This window comes from Streptomyces sp. NPDC050433 (genome assembly GCF_044458565.1).
Taxonomy (GTDB): Bacteria; Actinomycetota; Actinomycetes; order Streptomycetales; family Streptomycetaceae; genus Streptomyces.
In genome coordinates, this window is sequence record NZ_JBITIB010000022.1 from 17809 (window position 1) to 32371 (window position 14563).

Sequence of the window (14563 nt, forward strand, 5' to 3'; positions counted from 1 at the left end):
GTCCGGCACCAACAGGTGTCGCGCCGCACAAGGTGGCACGATTGCGTGTTTCGTGCAAGAGGTCTCGCGCACTTCGCGCAACTTGTGTCATCATCAGGCACCGAAGCGGCCCGACCCCGGACCGCCCGGAGGAGGTACGCGTGTTGGTCAAGCCCCACAGCGGGCCCGCACCGCGCCGTGTGCTCGCCCTCGCCGACGACCTGTCCGGCGCGGCAGAGACGGCAGCGGCGCTGCACCTGCCGGGCCGGATCGTCCTGGGCCCGGCGGCCACTGAGCCACCGGCGGAGGGCGAGGCGCTCGTCCTCGATCTCGACAGCCGCCAGCTCACCGCCGAGGAGGCCGCGCGCACCGTCCGGGAGGCCGTACGGGACGTCGTGCCCGGCACCGTACTGATCAAGAAGACGGACTCGCTGCTGCGCGGCAACCTCGCGCCCGAGGCCGCCGCCTACGCGCAGGGCGCGGACGGCCTCGTGATCGCCCCCGCGCTGCCGGTGGCCGGGCGGACCGTACGGGACGGTGTCGTCCATCTGCACGGCATCCCGCTGCACGCCACGGACGCCTGGCGCGCCGAGACCTCACCCGTACCGCGGTCGGTGGCGGCGGCGCTCGGTGACCTGCGTACGGCGTCCGTGCCGCTCGCCGCCGTACGCGCTCCCCGCCGGGATCTGACCGGCCGGCTCCACGACCTCGTCGAGGCGGGGCTGCGTCCCGTGTGCGACACGGAGACCGACGCCGACCTCGACGCGATCACCGCCGCCGTGCTCCAACTCGGCCCCGGCATACGCCTCATGGGGACGGGCGGACTCGCCTCGGCCCTGGGCCGGGCGCTGGGTGACGCTGACGCGCCGTCACGGGACAGCTCTCCTGAGGGGGACAGGCCGCTGCTGATCGTCGTCGGCACGGCGGAACCCATCGCAGTTGCGCAGATCGCGCAACTCACCGAGGCAGGAGTGCGCCATATCGCCCTGCCCCCCGATCTGCTCGCGGAGCCCGGTGCGGCGCTCCCCCTTCCGGTCGATCCGTCCGGCATCACGGTCGTCAGCGTCGACAACTCCCAGGGCATCAGGCCCGGTTCCGCCCGCCCGGTGGTGGCCGGGCTCGCCCGGAGCGTCGCCGCGGTGAACCGTCCCGCCGATCTCGTCCTCACCGGAGGCGAGACGGCCCGGCGCGTACTGGACGCCCTCGGGATCAGCCGGCTCAGGCCCGTGGGACAGATCCACCACGGAGCCGTGCACTGCCGCACCCTCGACGGCCGCTCCGTCGTCACCCGCCCCGGAAGCTTCGGCGACACCGGGTCCCTGCTGCGAATCGCCCGCGCCCTGCGCCCCTTCCACTCCTTCCACCCCCTCGCACGGGCGGTGGAGTTCGCCGCGTCCGACTCCGCCCCGCCCGTCCCCGCGCCAGCCGTCCCTTCATCGCCCGTGTCATCCGTACCGCAAGGAGAAAACCAGTGAACGCAGCCCCGACGACCGCGTCCGTGGCGCAGACCGAGACGGCCGACCGGCCGCTGCCGATCATCGCGGTCACCATGGGCGACGGCGCCGGCATCGGCCCCGAGGTGATCGTCCCGGCGCTGCTCCACGCCGACACCGTGGCCCGCTGCCGTCCCGTCGTCATCGGGGACGCGGAACGCCTCCGCCAGGCTGCCCGTATCCTCGGCGTCACCTGTGAGATCGCGACCGTCGAGACCCCGGCGGAAGCCGAGTTCACCCCCGGCCGCATCAATGTCGTCGACCTCGGGCTGCTCCCCGCCGACCTGCCGTGGGGACAGCTGTCCGCCGTCGCGGGCGACGCGGCGTACCAGTACGTACGGGTCGCCGCCGAACTCGCCGTACGCGGCGATGTGCAGGGCATCTGCACCGCCCCGCTCAACAAGGAAGCCCTGCACGCCGGCGGTCACCTCTTCCCCGGTCACACCGAACTCCTCGCCCACCTCACCGGCGTCGAAGAAGTGTCGATGATGCTCTCCACCCCCAAGGTGAAGGTCATCCACGTCACCACACACATCGGTCTGATCGACGCCGTCCACCGCATCGAACCCGGACTCGTCGAGCGGACCGTGCGCCGCGGACACGAGGCGATGGTGCGCGCCGGGGTGCCGAACCCGGTCATCGGGGTGTGCGGCATCAACCCGCACGCCGGAGAGAACGGCCTGTTCGGCTACGGCGAGGAGGAGGAGAAGATCGTCCCGGCCGTCGAGGTCCTGCGCGCCGACGGCATCGACGCCGTCGGGCCGCTCCCCGCCGACACCGCCTTCTTCCTCGCCTCGCGCGGCGACTACGACCTGATCGTCGCGATGTACCACGACCAGGGCCACGGCCCCGTCAAGGTCATGGGCATCGAAGCAGGCGTCAACCTCACCGTCGGACTGCCGGTGATCCGCACCTCCGTCGACCACGGCACCGCCTTCGACATCGCGGGCACCGGCCGGGCCGAGGCCGGTAGCATGGTCGAGGCGTTGCGCCAGGCCGCCGAGATGTCCACCACCCCGGCCCCTTGATCACCGGTTCCGTCCGCACCTGAGGACAGAAGACTGAGGACAGAAGACTGATGTCTGCGATCGGATCCAAGGCCCGGCGCGACCGAATCGTCCACCTCGCCACGACCACCGGACTCGCGAGTGTGGAGGAGCTCTCCCAGCTGTTCGGCGTCACGGCGTCCACCATCCGCCGTGACCTCGCGAAACTGACCATCGACGGCCAACTCGCCCGCACCTACGGCGGAGCCATGGCCCTGGTCGCCCACCCCGAGGCGTCGCTGCGCCAGCGTACGGGCGAGGCGTTCGAGGCCAAGCAGGCCATCGCGCGATGGGCGGCGGCGGAGGTCAGACCGGGGGAGTCCCTGCTGCTCGATGCCGGCTCCACCGTCGGCGCGCTCGCCCACGAACTGCGCGCGGCGAAGGACGTGACCGTCGCGACCACGGGCCTGACCGCCCTTCAGGAACTGGCGGACGTCGAGACCGTCCATGTCGAATGCCTCGGCGGTACGCTGCGCCCGCTCAGCCAGGGATTCGTGGGACCGCTGACCGAAGCGGCCCTGGAACGACTGACGTTCGACCGCCTCTTCCTGGGTACGGACGGTGTCTCGCCCGAACACGGCATCTGCGAGGCCGACTTGCGCCAGACGCGTCTCAAGGAACTCATGGCACGGCGGGCCGACCGGGTGTACGTGCTGGCGCACGCGGCGAAGTTGGGCCGCCGCCCCTTCCACGCCTGGACCCCGCTCAGGCCGGACTGGACGCTGGTGACCGACGACGGGGCCGATCCCGGGATCGTCGAGGGTCTGCGGGCGCGCGGGATCACGGTCGTCCAGGCGTCGATGTCCCCCGCGTCCGCATTCCGGACATACGAAGAGGGGTCGTCAGCGAACTGACGGCCCCTCAAGCGCTTCTCAAGCGCCCCTCACGCGTCCCTCAGGCGTTGCTCAGGCATTCCTCGAACAAGACGTACGTGCCGGGACGCTCACGCCTTGGGGTTCTTGATCCCCTCGATCATTCGGGCGAGGCTGTCGGGGCCGTGGCCCTGGTCGATCTGGCGGTCGATGAGCTCGGCGACGGGCTTCATGACGCTGGTACCGATGCCCTGGTCCTCACTGATGTGAATGATGTGGTCCAGGCCGCCCTTGTTGAATTCCAGGCTCTGCACGTCGGTGGTGTAGTCACCCTTGTCGATGAACTCCGCCTGGCCGGGCAGGAACGTGGTCATCGCCTTCAGCCACGGCACGGCCAGAGCGGTGAACTCCTTGGCCGTGATCCCTTCCGTGCCCACGAGTGCGGCACCGTGGAAGAAGCCCGTGAACATCGAGTACATCGACGCCAGCAGGCCCGTCTCCAGCAACGACGCACGGGCGGCTACGTCTCCGAGGTACGTCGAGGTCCCCAGCAGCTCCAGGGCTGCCTTGTGGCTCTCGAACACGGCGGACGAACCGGCGTACAGCAGCGACGCCTCTTCTGGGTTCCCGATCAGGTCCGGGGTGGCCATGATCGCCCCGCCGAGGAACTCGATGTTCTTCTCCGCCGCCCACGCGGAGGTCTCATTGGCCTCCGTCGGGGTCAGGCTGGTCAGCATGAGCAGGCTGCGGCCGGCCAGTTGGTCGGTGACGGGGCCGAGGATCTCCTGGGCCGAGCCCCGGTCCAGAACGCAGACCACGACGAGTCCGCCGGCCTCGATCGCCTCGGCGGGGGTCTTCGCGAGGACCGCGCCCTTGGAGACAAGCGCGTCGGCCTTGGAAGCTGTTCGGTTCCATACGGTCGTGGGGTGGCCGCCCCCGACGAAAGCCGCCGCGATCGCCTGCCCCATTGAGCCGAGTCCGATGACCGTGACAGGTGTGTCCGAAGCGGGCCGGGGGGCGTGATCGTTCATTTTGTCCTCTCCATCATCCGTTTGTGTTCGTTCTTCGGCGAACCGGTCATCAGCCGCTCATGGGGGCTGGATCGACAGCCGCACCCAGGGGTTGAATCGATCCTTCCGCCGATCTGACGGTCTGCCAAGTACTGACCCTGAAGTCACCACTTACCTGGAGGTAAGGGGCCGTTCAGGAGGGCTTCCTGACCTGCTCGATCATGGCCGCACCGCGTCGGCCGCCGCGGAGCGGCCCTGGAGGCGTACCAGAACCTGTACCGCATCCTCAAAAAGGAGTTGGGCCTGGAGCCCTCCGACGAGATGAAGCGGCTCCAGGCCGAGATACTCCAGACCGGCGCCAACGCCTTGCTCCAACTCCACCTGCACAACAACACCGCCCTGCGATCCGCCGCCCCGCTGTGGGCATCGTCCGTGGCCAGCTGACGAGGTCCGCCCGGACCGGCACATCAAGCGATGGTTGACTATCACTTGTTACGATGGTGGCATGCCGACCGATACCCCCAAGCCGCTGCGCGCCGACGCGGCCCGTAACTCGGAGAAGATCGTCAGGGCCGCGCGGGAGGTGTACGGCGAGCGGGGCCCCGACGCGTCGCTGGACGAGATCGCGCGGCGCGCCGGTGTGGGGATCGCGACGCTGTTCCGGCGCTTCCCCGACAAGGGGGCGTTGCTGCGCGCGGTGCTGGATCAGCGGTTCGCCGAGCAGATGGTGCCCGCCCTCGGCCGGGCGGAGCAGAGCAAGGATCCCCTGCGCGGCCTGGCCGTCGTGCTGGAGGCCGCGCTGTCGTCCGCGATCGCCGACTACCACGTGCTGACCGCCGCGAGGAACGCCGGCGTACTGACGGGTGACGTCGGCGAACGGTTCTTCGACGCCCTGGATCCCCTCGTCCGGCGGGGCCAGCGGGCCGGCGTGATCCGGGACGACCTGGTGCCGGAGGACATGCGCCGGATCATGGTCATGCTGCTCAGCGTGTTGTGGACCATGGAGCCCGGCGCGAGCGGCTGGCAGCGCTACGTCACGCTGCTGCTCGACAGCCTTTCCCCGGCCGCCGCCAGCACCCTGCCCACCCCCGTACCCCCGCTCCACAGCCCGGAACACTGAACCGGCCCCGGCGGAGGAGAAACCCTCCGCCGGGGCCGGTTCTACGGGGCCAACGTGTTCTACGGAACTACGGCGCGTCGTGCAGAACGATGGCCGAGCCGGGGCACATGGCCGCGGCCTGCCTCGTCTGGCCGTGCACCGGGGCCGCCGGGACGGGATCGAGGACGACGACCGTCCCGTCGTCGTCGTTCTGATCGAAGACCGTGGGCGCCGTCATGGCGCACTGCCCGGACGCCACGCACTTGGACTGCTCGACTTCCACCTTCATGCCGTCTCCTCCACCTTCAACAGGGATTCCTCCACCGGGGATCGCTTCCTCTTCTACCAGGGCAGGGGGCGCCGGGAAGGGGTCACCACTCGACGGGTACCTCGGCCACACCGCCGGTCAGCCGTTCGGAGTGCTCGGGCAGAGCGTGCGGGTCGGCCGCGAGACGCAGGCCGGGGAAGCGGCGGAACAGCGCGGTGAAGGCGATCCGCATCTCGGTGCGGGCCAGGGCGTTGCCGATGCAGTAGTGGCCGCCGTGGCCGAAGGCCAGGTGCGCGTTGGGGGAGCGCGACGCGTCGAAGGCGTCCGGCTCGGCGAACGCGGCGTCGTCCCGGTTGGCGGCGTTGATCGCGATGAGGACGGCGTCACCGCGGGCGACGGTGGTGTCGCCGACCTGGACGTCCTCGCGGGCGTAGCGCATCAGGCCGAGGCCGCCGGGGGCGGACATGCGCAGGATCTCCTCGACCGTGGAATGGACCAGCCCCTCGGGGTCGGCGGCGAAGCGGTCCCGCCGCGCGGGATCGCTCAGCAGGAACAGGGTGCCGAAGTCGATACGGGTCGAGGTCGTCTCGTGGCCGGCGAACAGCAGGCCCGCCGCGAGGCGGGTCATGTCGTCCTCGGTGAAGGTCGGGTCCTCGGCCTGCACCTTGAGGATGTCCGTGACGACGTCCTGGCCGGGACGCTCGCGTTTGGTCAGGGCCAGCCGGCCCATGTACGCCTGGAAGTCGGCCATGGCCTTCTGCGCGTCGGCGCCGCCGTCGAGCATGCCGATCCGGTCGGACCAGTCGCGCAGCAGGTCGCGGTCGGACTGCGGTACGCCGAGGAGTTCGCAGATCACCTGCACGGGCAGCGGGAACGACAGGAAGTCGTGCAGATTCACCGGCGACCGCGGGGCGCGGGCGCGCGCCTGCTCCATCTCGTCGAGACAGCGCTCTGTCAACTCCTCGATCCGGTCCATCAGTCGCCGCATGCGCGGGGCGGAGAAGGCGGGAGTGAGGACCCTGCGCATCCGTGCGTGCTCGCGCTCCTCGTCCTCGAAGGTGCCCGTGGGCCCGGACTGGATCGCGGCACCGGAGATCTTGGACGCCTGCTCGGGAGCGGGGTGCGACTTCCCGAACCGCTTGTCGCCGAGGATCGCGCGGGCCTCGTCGTAGGCCGTCACCAGCCAGGCCGGGTCACCGGCTGGGGTCGTCACCGGCGCGAGTGGGCCCTGTTCGCGCAGCAGAGTGAGCAGGGGCGCCAGGTCAAGGGCGTTGGGGCGGGCGAAGGGCAGCTGCGGTGCGGAGGTGGGGGCGGTCATTTCTCTCCTCGCTGGCGTGCGCCAAGAGGGGTGGGGCCGCCGTCTGCGGGCGCGCGCCCACCACTAAGTGATAACTGACTATCTCTTGTTCGGAGCGTAACACAACCGATACTCAGCTATCGGAAGTGAGGGACGCATTCCGGCCGGGCACGGCCCGGACCGGGATCTCCCACAGGCGGGAGGTGTTCTCCCCGCCCTCGCCGACCTCTTGCAGCCTCCCGGGGCCGGTCAGCCGATGAGGTGTTCGGCCGTGTCGCAACGGGTGTGCAGGTCCCAGTAATCCTGGGCGATCTCGTCCGGCGCACGGAAGGGGACACCTTCGGGGGCCTGGGCCGCTGTGCCGATCATGAGGTTGATGGCCACGTTGGCGGCGTAAATGCCCTTCTCCCCAAGGGTGTTGTGCAGGTTGATCGCCCAATTCCGCTGCCCGGCCTGGGCGATGTTGGCGGTGGCGAGCACTGGGTAGGGGCTGATCGCACCGCCACCGGTGGTGAACAGCAGCGTGCCGGAACCGGCTTCGAGCATCGCGGGCAGGACGGCTTGGGTGGCGGCGACCGCCCCGTAGAGCAGGCTGTCGACCTGCGGGCGCAGGGTCTCCAGTGTCACTTCCCGGGGCGAGGTCATGGTCAGCCCCGCATGCGGGGAGAACTCCAGCACATCGATCTTCCCGAACCGCACTTCCGCTTAGTATACCTCAAGCTAAAAGTAAATGCATCCCGAGTTTTATCTAAGCGTGAAGTGAATATGGAGTACGATCACTCGAAGGTTGAAGTTTCTAGCTCGCCCGCACCGCGCAACAACTGGCCGCCTCCGGCCTCGCCTGGACCGAGGACTTCGCCCCGGCCCGGATCAGGATGATCGGCGCACTGGAAGTCCTCGCGGCCCTCGGGCTGATCCTCCCGCCACTCGTGGGGATCGCCAGGGTCAGTGTGCCGGGACCGCCCGAGGCTGCGGCGTTCCGTCGATGTACATGTCGACCCGCTCGTTGTAGAAGCAGACGAGGCCTGCGATGGGCGTCAGTTGGCGGGTCGGGAAGTCGTAGGACCAGGCCAGGTCCTGATGGGTGGCGGCGCCGGTGTCGACCGACCAGTAGGTGCTCGTCTGGCCCTTGTACGGGCAGGCGGTGACCGTGTCGGTGGGCGTCATACGCGTGAAGTCGACGTGCGTGCGGTCGAGGTAGCAGCGAGTGGGCAGTCCGGTCTCGAACACCATCACCGATGACGGCGCGTCGGCCAGTACCACGCCGTCCCGCTCGACGCGCACCACCCGGTTCGAACGGAGCGCGTCCACACGCGTGTAGGGGCTCCTCGGGTGGACGAAGACCTCCTCGTCCTCCTCGAACCACGCGTCGAGCGCGTCCCACTCGAACCGGACCGTGCCTGCGAGGCCATCGGGCGCGTCGTCGCCCCACAGCCACGCCGCGGCGGGCCGCGAGCGACCGCCGGCCAGCAGCGCCTGCCGCCGCGCCGTGCCTGGCGTCAGCCGTTCGACATGATCCTCGTCGAGGAGGGCACCCTCGGCCACGTCGTCGAGCGGGATGCTGTACTGCGGGTAGCCCGCCCACTCCCACACGTACCGCGCCCGTACGGTGTCAATCACCGCCCGCCCACCCACGAAGGCTCGGATACGCCGGGGTACCGGCTCGACATGCCCGACCGGGGCGATCGGCCGGGGATGACCCGGCGCGGTGTCCGTCATGGCTGCTCCTGGCTCAGAGGCGGTGATACGACGCCCCGTCAGCGTCGCAGACCCACGGCTCGCCACGGGGCAGGCGGTGCGTCCCGGAGAGTCGAGCCGTGCGAGCGTGCTGACCTGGTCGCCCTCGGTGACAACTTCTCCGGCTGGGCCGCGTTCAGAAGCTGCTTCACCGCGGCGGCGTCCTTGCCGTCGGCGTCCTTCGCCAGACCCTCCAGTTCGCCGGTGCCGCGGGCGGAGACGACGCTGCCGGCGATCTCGCCGTTGCCGACCTTGCTGTTGTCGTACGGCATCGCATGCGTGGTGGCGCCCCACTCGCCGTCGCCCTTGACCAGCAGGACGATGTACTTGTGCCCCTCCTCGAACCGGGGCTCGCCCTGCCAGGCGAACTCCCTCTGGCTGTCTCCCTCCCACCACCAGCCGAGGAGTTGCATCTCGAAGGTGGTCGGTGCCGGTTCAGCGCCGGGCTTGGACCACAGCACCTCGTCGACCTTCATCGTGGCGGTACGAGGGACGTGGCCCTCTCCGTTGTCCTTCTCGTCCTCAGGGGTGGAGCTCTTGTGCTCACTGCCGGGCACCACGCTGAGGACGACGGCATGGTCCCCATGGGTGACCCAGTCGGACGCGGTGACCGTCTCGTATGCCTCGGCCGAGCCGGCCGCGACAACCCGCGGGCCCTTGTCACCGTCGTCGCCGGTGGCGGCGACACCGGCGAAGGTTCCTCCGGCCGCTACGGCAACCGCGACGGCGAGGGCGGTCACGCGCCCGCGGCGGGATGCGGGTAGCCAGCGGTGGCCGCCTGCGGCAGCCCGTTCGGTGGTCGTACGGAACATGTCGGATGCCCCTTCCGGAGGATTTGGCGCGGCTCGCCCCTTTGACGACCTCTCGTCAGGTTCGGTTCCTCACCATGGAGGGCGACCGGTCACGGTTTGGCGTACGCACCGTTGATCTGGCCGACGTTGTGGGACCCGAGGTCCCGGTAGCCGCTCTGGAGCGGGGTGCGTACGCAGCCCAAGGCGCTGATGCCGTTGCCCTGATCGGGAGATGCGTACTCGCCGTGGGTGAGGCCGACCGCATGTCCGGCTTCATGGCAGACAGTTGCCTTCCACGGGTCACTGTTGCTGTTGTCGAAGCTGATGTAGTGCTGGTCGCATTCGTAGTCGCTGGTCGCGTCGTTGCACCACGTCCTGCCCAGCACATTGGAAGGCAGTGGAGGGTCGTTGTAGTCGAAGATGATGTCTGTCTCGCTTGAGCCGCTGTAGACGATGTCGCTGCCACGGTGCTCATGCACCTCGAGGTCCGTGGGGCCGTACTCGTCGCGCATGGCCTCCCGCACGTCGCTGTCGCCGGTCGACGTCATGCCGGGCTCGATACCGAAGGTGAGGTAGCCGTTGTCGGTGCGACAGTGGAAGCTCTCGCCGGGTTCACCGTCGTGGCAGTTCCAGTCCGTGTTGTCGGTCTTGAACATGTTGTCGAAACTGGCCGCTTGGACGCTCAGTGCGGCGCCGAAGAAAACGGCTACCACCACGGCTGTGATGAAAAAAGGTCTGCTCACACTGTGCCGGAAGCGTGACTGCACGCGTACCCCCTCCTGCTCCGCCGGCCACCCCCTGGCCGGGTACAGGTCTTCGACTGTATCTACGGCACGGGCATTTCACCCCAATAGGCCGTAGTCCGGTTGTGAACGTTGGCTCCGCCGGATCGACACCGCACAACAGGAGGCGGCCGACCGCCGGTTGGGGCCGGTCTCACCTCCAGCGCAGTCGGTTGCCGGTCGAATTGCGGGCCAGGAACAGCGTGAGATACAGCTGCCCCGCCATGGCACCGATGCGGTGCTCCCGCCCGTAATAGGTGTTCTCCCCGGCGGCGCCGTAGGTTCGGCCGTCGGCGAAGCGGGACATGAGGGCGAGCTGGGCGTCGTTGTGCAGTCGCTCCCACTCGGCGGCGCGCGGGGTGATGCCACGGTCCTGGCCGGTGAGTGAGACCAGCAGGTCGAAGTTGCCGAAGTAGAAGGGGAAATGCGTACCCCAGTCGTTGCCCTCGGGGTAGTGGATCTCCGCGGAGCCCGGTCGGTAGATGGGAGTTGTGCCTCCGCCCGGCAGCGGGAACTCCTTGTCGACCAGGGCGGAATACGTCTGCTTGATGTTGTGCAGAGCGGCCCTCGGCGCCGCCCGGTTGGCGAGGCCGAAGACGAAGCCCTGGTAGAGACTCTGGTCGAAGGCCACCATGTACAGCGGGTGCAGCCGCGCGTGGTTCTCCAGCGTTCCGTCGTCGGCGATGTTCGTTCCCCGCAACCAGGATGACAGCCGGATACCGTTGATGGTCTCGCGGCCGGTGAGGTCCGCCGGCCTGGCCGCCGCGGCAAGCAGGAGCTCGACGTTACGACGTGTCCAGCGGGCGGCATCGGGATGGCTCGGCATCATCGAAGCGGCCAGGGAAAGTGCGGCGGCGCTCCAGTTGTCCTCCTCCGCCTTGCTGTCCCCGGGAGTCACGACGGTGCCGTCCCGGCGGGTCATGTACAGCTCATCGCCGCTGGTGCCGATGAGGTGGAGGCTGTTGCCGGTGGTGAGCCGGTCCGCTTCCCACACCAGCATCGCCACGAGATGATCGCGCGCGGCGGCGTCCAGCTCGTCCCAGAAGAGCCAGCCCGCCAGAGCCGCGTAGTACGCCCACAGGGCGGTCTGCCATCCGCCGCCCCAACGGGTCGCGGCATTGGTGTTGTTGGCCAGGTGCCGGGCGGCGAGGGTCCGGATCAGGTTGCGGGTGCGGATGGTGGCGTTGGCGGCCGACAGCGTCCGGGGGTCGTAGGTGCCGGTGACCAGTGCCGTGGTGGCGGCGACCGCGGCCATGGCGGGCAGCCGGACAGCCCGCTCGTCGGTTCCCTGGAGGTCGATGTAGCCGTCGGGAAGATAGTGGGTGTAGGTGGCGGCGTACCAGGGTCCGATCAGGTAACGGGCACTCCCGGCGAGGATGGCTGTTACGCGGGTTCCGGCCGCGTCCGACCCCGAATAGGAGCCCAGGCTCGGCCAGTTGACGGGTACGACGCGGCTTCCGTCCGCTGCCGCGGCGGTGCCCGTCGGAACGGCTCCGAACGCACCGGCGAGCCCGATCGCACCCGCTGTTCCGAGGAAGCGGCGTCGGGAAAGCGGCGGCAGGTCGAACATGGCTGGGCTCCTACTCGCGAGAGGCATCGGACAACGAAGCGGCCCGGCTGCCCGCGGCGCACCGGCGCCGCGCGGAGGCGGGCGCGGCGGGCCCCGGGCGCGCCGGGGGAAGGGTTGTCATTCGAAGAACTTGAGGCCGTACCCGACGTTGGTGGGAGCGCCGGGGACATTGGCCCGGCGATAGGTGGTGTTGCCCCACCAGACAGCCGTGCCGCTGTACCAGTAACGGTTGGCCCACGAGTACGGCGTGCCCTTGGCGACCGCGTGGAACATCGTCGGGAACCGGTTGCCGGACGGCGGGCCGGCGGCGACGTCACCGCGCGGCAGGACGAACGTGTGGTGGCCGGGACCGTCGACGTTCAGTGTGGGGTCCCAGCCCGACATCATGGTCGAGGAGTGCGAACCGAACTGGCAGCCGTTGCTCTTGTACCAGTCCCACACGTACGTCGGATCGCCGCCTGCCCTCAGCCGCAGATCGGCGATGCAGTACTGGTCGCTCCAACTGCCGTTCGCGGAGTACACGACGTGCAACTGCCCGCTGGGGTCGACGATCGGCTGGGGCGCCTCGTTGATGTACGGGTTGCCCACTACCCGTTCCCACGGCTCGCGCGGCTGCGAGATGATGTAACGGGCGCCGGTGGTCGTCGTGGGACCGCTCATCCGCGCGATGTACAGGTTCTGCTCGACGTTGGTGTCGCCGGCCCAGCCCGACCACACGAACCACCGCTGGCCGCCGAAGGTGAACGGCACCCCGTCGATGGCCCACTTGTCGTCGGGCAGAGCGACCTTGGTGGCGGCGGAGTAGCCGGTGTCCGGGCTGACCGAGCTGATGTGGTACATCCGGTGGGCCGCACCGGTGCCCGCGGCGAAGTAGATGCGGTACTGACCATCATGGTGCACGATCTCCGGCGCCCAGACCTCGCCGAGGCCGCCGGTGTCCCGCCACACCTGATGCTTGGGCGCGGTGGCGACGCCCTCCATGGTGGACGCCGACCGTACCGCGATGCCGCCGTCAACGGACTTGGCGGAGACATAGAGGTCGCCGACCTTGATGACGCTCGGGTCGGCGCCGCCGACGAGGGGGCGGCCGAGCGTGGACGGCTGACCGTCCGTCACTTCCTGATTGTCCGTCACCCGAGTGACGGCTTCGGTGGGTTCGGCGGTGGTCACGACTTGCCCGAAGACGAGTGTGCCGATGAGTCCGAGCGGAGCGATGCCTGCGAGCCATCGGGTGGGGGACATCAGGTTCCTCCTGATCATGTCCACGACAGAAAGCGCTCTCAGATCATCCCCACGCGATGAGAGGTCGTCAATACGAATGCCGGTTTTCGACCCCGAAGTCCATTCCCGCACGGTAGTTGTGGTGCGATCGCAGATCGCGACGCAGCTCGTGCGGGAGGGCGGTCGTCACGGTATCGAGATCGTCGTAGCCGCGCTCGGCGAGCGATTCCAGCACGCCGTCGACCAGGACTTCGGGGGCGGAGGCGCCGGAGGCCAGACCCACGGTGGTGACGCCCTCCAACCAGGCTTCGTCGATCTCGTGAGCGAAGTCGACCAGATGGGGCGGCGGCGCGCCGACGCCGGCGGGAGGGGAGAGAGATCCGGGCGAGGGCGCTGCCGAGGTAGCCAATCGATCACAGCTTTACGTGCTCTCATGCGTGGAGAGTTGCTCGGGTGTGCCATTGAACGCGGGTCCGCAGTGGGACGGCAGTCGCTCAACGACCATGGCGACCGCCTCCTGTGCCGTATCAGCTCTACCGATCTTCTGAGACCGTGAAGGTCCCTCGACGTAGTACGGCCCGGCGTGGTCCGAGCCGGCCGCCGTTGGGCCGATATAGGGCACGTCCCACGTCCAGCGCTGCTCAGTACAGCGACTGAAATGCAGCTCCCACATACCGATCCAGGGGAAGAGCTGCCGTAGTCGTGGCTCGGCGTATGCCGCCGCGACCAACTCCGCGCTCACCTGGTCGGAGCCGAGCAGCCTCTTCCAGGCCGCTTCCACCTTGTCTGTGCCTGAGGCGTTCGTCGTCATGTTCGGATTCTCCGCTGCGCCCCGATCGGGTGGCTGCGCCGCGCGGCGAGCTGTTGTGCCGATGGCCGCTGTCAATGCAGACCTTGAGGTCATGAGGTGGATCGGCGACGGCAGCGTCCGTGACGAACGGCAGACTCGCGGCGGGATCGAGGCAATGGAGCGCGAGTGGGACGCGCACGGCTTCGGGCTGTTCGCCGTGGAGATCCGCTCCACTGGCGAACTGGCCGGGTTCACCGGCCTTTCAGTCCCCGACTTCATGCCTGAGCTACTGCCCGCGGTTGAGGTCGGCTGGCGGCTCGGCCGGTCCCACTGGGGGCAGGGCCTGGCCACCGAGGCCGCCGCGGCCGCTGTACGGTTCGGGTTCGAAGACCGAAGGCTGGAGCGGATCGTCAGCGTCGCTCAGGTGGGCAATGACGCATCCGAACGGATCATGACCAAACTGGGGATGCACCTGGTCGGAGAGGCCAACGATCCCAGCTGCGGTCGCCGAGTGCGGGTGTTCAGCCTGTCGTCGAACCAGCACGTCACAGCCACTGGGTGATCGCTGCGATGAGGATGGTCGCCTCGTAGAGGACGGCCGGCTTGTCGTATCGCGTGGCGACGGCGCGATGCCCCTTGAGACGGTTGATCCCACACCCGACCGCGCG

Annotated in this window: 15 protein-coding genes and 2 pseudogenes; 6 read left to right on the top strand and 11 right to left on the bottom strand. The window is 69.0% G+C overall.

What is annotated here, in order from left to right; genetic code table 11:
* The first annotated feature begins 140 nt into the window (after positions 1-140).
* From ACIBLA_RS25355 to ACIBLA_RS25365, 3 genes are read left to right on the top strand one after another with little or no spacing between them, the layout of a single operon-like run.
* Entirely contained in the window at positions 141-1454 is a 1314-nt protein-coding gene (locus ACIBLA_RS25355) for a four-carbon acid sugar kinase family protein (RefSeq protein WP_399199971.1), read from the top strand.
* Positions 1451-2500 (top strand): 4-hydroxythreonine-4-phosphate dehydrogenase PdxA, encoded by a 1050-nt coding sequence (gene pdxA, locus ACIBLA_RS25360; protein WP_363245501.1) that lies wholly within the window; start codon positions 1451-1453, stop codon positions 2498-2500. Before ACIBLA_RS25355 ends, pdxA begins: the two co-directional genes overlap by 4 nt.
* A 50-nt stretch (positions 2501-2550) precedes the next feature.
* The gene (locus ACIBLA_RS25365) at positions 2551-3372 is read left to right on the top strand and encodes a DeoR/GlpR family DNA-binding transcription regulator (RefSeq protein WP_363245502.1); all 822 of its coding nucleotides are present in this window, start codon (positions 2551-2553) and stop codon (positions 3370-3372) included.
* 89 nt (positions 3373-3461) lie between these two features.
* Here ACIBLA_RS25365 and ACIBLA_RS25370 read toward each other — a convergent pair whose 3' ends face one another.
* On the bottom strand, positions 3462-4361 hold the full coding sequence (locus ACIBLA_RS25370; protein WP_399199972.1) for an NAD(P)-dependent oxidoreductase: 900 nt from the start codon (positions 4359-4361) through the stop codon (positions 3462-3464).
* A 219-nt stretch (positions 4362-4580) separates the two neighbouring features.
* Here ACIBLA_RS25370 and ACIBLA_RS25375 point away from each other — a divergent pair.
* Both ACIBLA_RS25375 and ACIBLA_RS25380 read left to right on the top strand, forming a co-directional pair.
* A pseudogene (locus ACIBLA_RS25375) lies at positions 4581-4784 on the top strand (BTAD domain-containing putative transcriptional regulator); the annotation flags it as partial.
* A gap of 61 nt (positions 4785-4845) precedes the next feature.
* Complete coding sequence (locus ACIBLA_RS25380) at positions 4846-5460, top strand: helix-turn-helix domain-containing protein (RefSeq protein ID WP_363245504.1); 615 nt, start codon at positions 4846-4848, stop codon at positions 5458-5460.
* A 67-nt stretch (positions 5461-5527) separates the two neighbouring features.
* On the opposite strand, the gene ACIBLA_RS25385 is transcribed toward ACIBLA_RS25380, so the two are convergent.
* The 10 genes and pseudogenes from ACIBLA_RS25385 to ACIBLA_RS25430 form a co-directional block, all read right to left on the bottom strand.
* On the bottom strand, positions 5528-5728 hold the full coding sequence (locus tag ACIBLA_RS25385; RefSeq protein ID WP_363245505.1) for a ferredoxin: 201 nt from the start codon (positions 5726-5728) through the stop codon (positions 5528-5530).
* Positions 5729-5810: 82 nt separating this feature from the next.
* On the bottom strand, positions 5811-7025 hold the full coding sequence (locus ACIBLA_RS25390) for a cytochrome P450 (RefSeq protein ID WP_363245506.1): 1215 nt from the start codon (positions 7023-7025) through the stop codon (positions 5811-5813).
* Between the two features lie 228 nt (positions 7026-7253).
* The gene (locus ACIBLA_RS25395) at positions 7254-7703 is read right to left on the bottom strand and encodes a hypothetical protein (RefSeq protein WP_399199973.1); all 450 of its coding nucleotides are present in this window, start codon (positions 7701-7703) and stop codon (positions 7254-7256) included.
* A gap of 246 nt (positions 7704-7949) precedes the next feature.
* Positions 7950-8723 (bottom strand): DUF427 domain-containing protein, encoded by a 774-nt coding sequence (locus ACIBLA_RS25400; RefSeq protein ID WP_399199974.1) that lies wholly within the window; start codon positions 8721-8723, stop codon positions 7950-7952.
* A 38-nt stretch (positions 8724-8761) separates the two neighbouring features.
* A complete protein-coding gene (locus ACIBLA_RS25405) occupies positions 8762-9553 on the bottom strand; it encodes a hypothetical protein (protein ID WP_399199975.1) in 792 nt (263 codons plus the stop codon).
* 89 nt (positions 9554-9642) lie between these two features.
* Positions 9643-10248, bottom strand: coding sequence for a hypothetical protein (locus tag ACIBLA_RS25410; RefSeq protein ID WP_363245510.1), 606 nt, complete (start codon positions 10246-10248; stop codon positions 9643-9645).
* Between the two features lie 220 nt (positions 10249-10468).
* Positions 10469-11884: a hypothetical protein gene (locus ACIBLA_RS25415; protein WP_399199976.1), complete on the bottom strand. Its 1416-nt coding sequence runs from the start codon at positions 11882-11884 to the stop codon at positions 10469-10471.
* Positions 11885-12001: 117 nt separating this feature from the next.
* On the bottom strand, positions 12002-13126 hold the full coding sequence (locus ACIBLA_RS25420; protein WP_399199977.1) for a glycoside hydrolase family 43 protein: 1125 nt from the start codon (positions 13124-13126) through the stop codon (positions 12002-12004).
* 67 nt (positions 13127-13193) lie between these two features.
* Positions 13194-13460, bottom strand: a pseudogene (locus tag ACIBLA_RS25425) (hypothetical protein); the annotation flags it as partial.
* 66 nt (positions 13461-13526) lie between these two features.
* Positions 13527-13916: a DUF6193 family natural product biosynthesis protein gene (locus tag ACIBLA_RS25430; protein WP_399199978.1), complete on the bottom strand. Its 390-nt coding sequence runs from the start codon at positions 13914-13916 to the stop codon at positions 13527-13529.
* A 61-nt stretch (positions 13917-13977) separates the two neighbouring features.
* Here ACIBLA_RS25430 and ACIBLA_RS25435 point away from each other — a divergent pair, with 61 nt between their 5' ends.
* Positions 13978-14457, top strand: a complete 480-nt coding sequence (locus ACIBLA_RS25435) for a GNAT family N-acetyltransferase (protein WP_399200044.1) — start codon at positions 13978-13980, stop codon at positions 14455-14457.
* Positions 14458-14563 lie beyond the last annotated feature (106 nt).

Coding starts and splice junctions, on each gene's coding strand:
- ACIBLA_RS25365 (WP_363245502.1), top strand. CDS start 2,551: ATGTCTGCGATCGGATCCAAGGCCCGGCGCGACCGAATCGTCCACCTC.
- ACIBLA_RS25430 (WP_399199978.1), bottom strand. CDS start 13,916: ATGACGACGAACGCCTCAGGCACAGACAAGGTGGAAGCGGCCTGGAAG.
- ACIBLA_RS25380 (WP_363245504.1), top strand. CDS start 4,846: ATGCCGACCGATACCCCCAAGCCGCTGCGCGCCGACGCGGCCCGTAAC.
- ACIBLA_RS25385 (WP_363245505.1), bottom strand. CDS start 5,728: ATGAAGGTGGAAGTCGAGCAGTCCAAGTGCGTGGCGTCCGGGCAGTGC.
- ACIBLA_RS25405 (WP_399199975.1), bottom strand. CDS start 9,553: ATGTTCCGTACGACCACCGAACGGGCTGCCGCAGGCGGCCACCGCTGG.
- ACIBLA_RS25415 (WP_399199976.1), bottom strand. CDS start 11,884: ATGTTCGACCTGCCGCCGCTTTCCCGACGCCGCTTCCTCGGAACAGCG.
- ACIBLA_RS25390 (WP_363245506.1), bottom strand. CDS start 7,025: ATGACCGCCCCCACCTCCGCACCGCAGCTGCCCTTCGCCCGCCCCAAC.
- ACIBLA_RS25435 (WP_399200044.1), top strand. CDS start 13,978: ATGGCCGCTGTCAATGCAGACCTTGAGGTCATGAGGTGGATCGGCGAC.
- ACIBLA_RS25420 (WP_399199977.1), bottom strand. CDS start 13,126: ATGTCCCCCACCCGATGGCTCGCAGGCATCGCTCCGCTCGGACTCATC.
- ACIBLA_RS25400 (WP_399199974.1), bottom strand. CDS start 8,723: ATGACGGACACCGCGCCGGGTCATCCCCGGCCGATCGCCCCGGTCGGG.
- ACIBLA_RS25370 (WP_399199972.1), bottom strand. CDS start 4,361: ATGAACGATCACGCCCCCCGGCCCGCTTCGGACACACCTGTCACGGTC.